4 protein-coding genes and 1 pseudogene are annotated in these 4,837 nt (G+C 72.1%); all 5 read left to right on the forward strand.

Annotated features, from left to right (window positions below):
• A pseudogene (locus tag VR45_RS48505) lies at window positions 1-456 on the forward strand (M4 family peptidase); the annotation flags it as partial.
• A gap of 430 nt (window positions 457-886) precedes the next feature.
• Complete coding sequence (locus VR45_RS10570; protein ID WP_234325925.1) at window positions 887-2,149, forward strand: ammonium transporter; 1,263 nt, start codon at window positions 887-889, stop codon at window positions 2,147-2,149.
• Window positions 2,146-2,484, forward strand: coding sequence for a P-II family nitrogen regulator (locus tag VR45_RS10575; RefSeq protein ID WP_030391571.1), 339 nt, complete (start codon window positions 2,146-2,148; stop codon window positions 2,482-2,484). Before VR45_RS10570 ends, VR45_RS10575 begins: the two co-directional genes overlap by 4 nt.
• Before the next feature lie 229 nt (window positions 2,485-2,713).
• On the forward strand, window positions 2,714-4,489 hold the full coding sequence (locus VR45_RS10580; RefSeq protein ID WP_045939439.1) for a carbohydrate-binding module family 20 domain-containing protein: 1,776 nt from the start codon (window positions 2,714-2,716) through the stop codon (window positions 4,487-4,489).
• Window positions 4,490-4,602: 113 nt separating this feature from the next.
• Complete coding sequence (locus tag VR45_RS10585) at window positions 4,603-4,824, forward strand: hypothetical protein (RefSeq protein WP_045939440.1); 222 nt, start codon at window positions 4,603-4,605, stop codon at window positions 4,822-4,824.
• Window positions 4,825-4,837 lie beyond the last annotated feature (13 nt).

Below are 4,837 nucleotides of genomic sequence, written 5' to 3' on the forward strand. Positions count from 1 at the left end.
CTGCACCCCGGCGCAGCTGCTCGGCAACGCGGGCTTCGAGACGGGCACGGCCGCGCCGTGGACCGCCTCCAGCGGTGTCGTCGACAAGTCGGCCTCGCAGGCCCCGCACGGTGGCACCTGGAAGGCGTGGCTGAACGGCTACGGCTCCGCCCACACCGACACGCTGTCCCAGACGGTGACCAGTCCCGACCGGCTGCAAGGCGACCCTCAGCTTCTACCTGCACATCGACACCGGCGAGTCCGGCACCACCCAGTACGACAAGCTGACGGTCCAGGTCAACGGCACCACGCTGAAGACCTACTCCAACGCGGACGCGGCCGCGGGCTACCAGCTGCGGCACCTTCGACCTGTCGGCCTACGCGGGCCAGACGGTGACCCTCAAGTTCACCGGCACCGAGGACTCCTCGCTGCAGACCAGCTTCGTGATCGACGACACCTCGATCGCCACGAGCTGACCCGGCGCCGGTGAACCCGGCGGAAACCAGGTAAGACAGGGCAGGGCCCGGCGGGTGCGACCGCCGGGCCCTGTGTCGTGGGCGGGTGCCTGCGGACCGGCGCTTCGAGGTCCGGGACTGTGAGGTTCCGGAAACCGTACGGTCACCCCGGGGCAACCGGCGGGCAACACGAAACACGGGCGAAACGTGTCTGTCCGCGACCGGTAATCCGTTCTCGCCACACTTCCGGCACCTGCCCTCTTCGCAGCTCCGGAGGACCTCCCATGCTCCTGGCCGCCTCCCTGGCCGTGTCCGCGGCCGCACCCGGCGCCGTTCCGCCGGCCGTGTCGGCAGCCGCGTCCGGTGCCGCCTCCCTGGCCGCCGACGCGCCGCGGGGATCGACACCGGCGACACCGCCTGGCTGCTCGCCGCCACCGCGCTGGTGCTCCTGATGACCCCGGGGCTGGCGCTGTTCTACGGCGGCATGGTCCGCGCCAAGAGCGTGCTCAACATGATCATGATGAGCTTCGTCTCGATCGCGGTGGTCACGGTGGTCTGGCTGCTGGCCGGCTACTCGCTCGCCTTCGGCCCGGACGCCGGCGGCTGGGGGCTGATCGGCGGCCTCGACCACCTGGGGATGGCCGGGATCACGCCCGCCTCGGTCACCGGAACGGTCCCCACCGTGCTGTTCGCGACCTTCCAGCTGACCTTCGCGATCATCACCGCCGCGCTGATCAGCGGTGCCATCGCGGACCGGGCCAGGTTCGGCGCCTGGGTGGCCTTCACCGCCGTCTGGACGCTGCTGGTCTATGTGCCGGTCGCGCACTGGGTGTTCGCGCCCGGCGGCTGGATCCTGGCCCGGCTGGGCGCGCTGGACTTCGCCGGCGGCACCGTGGTCGAGGTCAACTGCGGGGCGAGCGGTCTGGCCCTGGCGCTGCTGCTCGGGCCCCGGATCGGCTTCCGCAAGGAGGCGATGCGCCCGCACAGCCTGCCGCTGGTGCTGCTCGGCGCGGGCCTGCTCTGGTTCGGCTGGTTCGGCTTCAACGCCGGTTCGGCGCTGGGCGCCAACGGCCTGGCCGCCTCCGCCCTGCTCAACACCCAGGCGGCCGGCTGCACCGGGCTGCTCGGCTGGCTGCTGGTCGAGAAGCGCCGGGACGGCCATGCCACCACCCTCGGCGCTGCCTCCGGCGCGGTCGCGGGCCTGGTCGCGATCACGCCGTCCTGCGGCAGCGTCGACCTGCTCGGCGCCCTGGTGATCGGGCTGGCGGCCGGCGTGGTCTGCTCGTACGCGGTGAGCTGGAAGTTCCGCTTCGGCTTCGACGACTCGCTGGACGTGGTGGGCGTGCACTTCGTGGCCGGGGCGATCGGCACCGTACTGATCGGCCTCTTCGCCACCGCCGCGATGACCGGCGGCGCGACGGGGCTGCTGCACGGCGGCGGGTTCGGGCAGTTGGGCCGCCAGCTGGTGGCCGTCGCCGCCGTCGCGGTCTACGCCTTCGCGGTCACCTACGGCATCGGGTGGGCGATCGAGCGGCTGATGGGCTTCCGGGCCGGCGAGGAGGACGAACTCACCGGCCTGGACCTCGCCGTGCACGCCGAGACCGCGTACGATCACGGCGTCCTGGGCCACGGTGTGCTGGGGCAGGGGACCGTCCCGGCCCGCCCCACCGCCAGCGTGCTCGCGCACCCGTCCGACAAGGCGCCCTCCGCATGAAGCTGATCACCGCGATCGTGAAGCCGTTCAAGCTGGACGAGGTCAAGCGCGCGCTGCAGGCCGCCGGGGTTCACGGACTGACCGTCAGCGAGGCCAGCGGGTACGGCCGCCAGCACGGGCACACCGAGGTGTACCGGGGTGCCGAGTACCGGATCGACCTGGTGCCCAAGGTGCGGATCGAGGTCGTCGTCGAGGACGAGGACGCGGACCTGGTGATCGAGGCGGTGGTCCGGGCCGCCCGGACCGGGAAGATCGGCGACGGCAAGGTGTGGGCGGTCCCGGTGGAGACCGTGGTCCGGGTGCGTACCGGCGAGCGCGGGCCGGACGCGGTCTGACGGGGCGGCAGCCCTCCGACCGGCCAGGTGCCATCCCTTCCTGGGGTGGCACCTTCGTTGTGGGTTCGTCCACGACCTTTGCGGGCCCGCGGAAACCTTTCTCCCATCCCCTTGACGGGTTCCGGTGGCGACCCTAAGTTCGGCGCAGCACATTTCCTGAAAGTTTCAGCAAGCTTTCATCAGCGGTACCCCGGCTGCCCCCACCCCAGCCACCCCCACAGGAGACAACGTGGTCACCACCGTTCCCGTCCGTCGGCCTGCCCGCAGAACCGGGCCCGTCCGCAGCGCCAGGCCCGTCCGCGCGGCCGGCGCGCTCGGCGCCTCGGCGGCCCTCGCCCTCTCGCTCACCGGCGCCCTCGGCGCCGCCCCCACCGCACAGGCCGCCCCGCCCGGCGGCGGCAAGGACGTCACGGCGACCCTCTTCGAGTGGCGCTTCGACTCGGTCGCCAAGGCCTGCACCGACACCCTCGGCCCGAAGGGCTACGGCTTCGTCGAGGTCTCGCCGCCCCAGGAGCACATCCAGGGCAGCCAGTGGTGGACCTCCTACCAGCCGGTGAGCTACCGGATAGCCGGGCGCCTCGGCGACCGGACGGCCTTCAAGAACATGATCGACACCTGCCACGCGGCCGGCGTCAAGGTGATCGCCGACTCGGTGATCAACCACATGTCGGCGGGTTCCGGCACCGGCACCGGCGGCACCGCCTACAGCAAGTACACCTACCCCGGGTACTACCAGGACCAGGACTTCCACTCCTGCCGGAGGGCGATCGGCAACTACAACGACCGCTCCGAGGTGCAGAACTGCGAGCTGGTCAACCTCTCCGACCTGGACACCGGCAGCGCCTACGTCCAGCGGACGATCGCCGCCTACCTGAACGACCTGGCCTCGCTGGGCGTCGACGGCTACCGGATCGACGCCGCCAAGCACATCGCCGCCGCCGACCTCGCCGCCATCAAGGCGAAAACGGCCAACCCGCAGGCGTACTGGGTGCAGGAGGTCATCTACGGCGGCGGCGAGCCGATCCAGCCCTCGGAGTACACCGGCACCGGCGACGTCGACGAGTTCCGCTCCGGCACCTGGCTGAAGAGCGCCTTCCAGGGCGGCCGGCTCGCCGACCTGTCCGGCTGGGGCGGCGGCCTGCTGCCCAGCGACAAGGCCCGCACCTTCGTCGACAACTGGGACACCGAGCGCAACGGCTCCACGCTGACCTACCGGGACGGCTCCGCCTACACCCTGGCCAACATCTTCATGCTGGCCCACCCGTACGGCTCGCCCAACGTGTACTCCGGCTACGCCTTCACCGGGCACGACGACGGCCCGCCGAACGGCGGCACCGTCAACGCCTGCTACCAGGACGGCTGGAACTGCACCCACGCCTGGCGGCAGGTGGCCAACATGGTCGGCTTCCGCAACGCGGTGGCCGGCACCGGACTCACCGACTGGTGGTCCAACGGCGGCAACGCGATCGCCTTCGGCCGGGGCGGCAAGGGCTTCGTGGCGATCAACCGGGAGAGCGCCGCGATCGCCCGGACCTTCCAGACCTCGCTGCCGGCCGGCTCGTACTGCGACGTCCAGCACGGCGACCCGGTGGCCGGCGGGTGCACCGGTCCGTCCTACACCGTCGGCACGGACGGCCGGTTCACCGCCACCGTCGGCGCCGGCGACGCGGTCGCGCTGTACGTCGGAGCGCCCGGTGGCGGCACCGCGGTTACCGGCGGGGCGTCCTTCGCCGTCAACGCGACCACCAGTTGGGGGCAGAACCTCTATGTGGTCGGGGACAACCCCGCCCTCGGCGCCTGGGACCCGGCCGCCGCGCTGCCGCTAGCCTCGGCCGCCTACCCGCTGTGGAAGCTCGACGCGGCGCTGCCCGCCGGGACGTCCTTCGCGTACAAGTACCTGCGCAAGGACGCCTCGGGCGGGGTCACCTGGGAGTCCGGGGCCAACCGGACCGCGACGGTGCCCGCCTCGGGCAAGGTGGTGCTGAACGACACCTGGCGCCCGTAGGGAGCGCTGGTGTGGGGGGATGCCCGTCAGCCCGGTGCGACGGGTGTCCCCCCTACGAGTGGACCGGCGTCCTCAAACCCGTCTCGGCGGGTGAACGCTGTCAGCATCGCGGAATGAGCACCACCCCCGTCGTCCTCGACCTCGAACTCTGCGGCGGCCGCTGGGACGGCCACCGCAAGCGCGTCCCCGCCGCCGCCCCGCCGCCCGCGCTGCGGATGGCGCTGCGGACCGAACTGCCCGCGGCCGAGGCGGGGGAGTACTGGCCCACCACCAGCGTCTACCTACTGGTCGACGGGGACGGCGGGCGGCGCTACCGGCACTCCCACGACGAGTAGCCGCCGGGGCGGG

This window comes from Streptomyces sp. NRRL S-495 (assembly GCF_000966955.1).
Classification (GTDB): domain Bacteria; phylum Actinomycetota; class Actinomycetes; order Streptomycetales; family Streptomycetaceae; genus Kitasatospora; species Kitasatospora purpeofusca.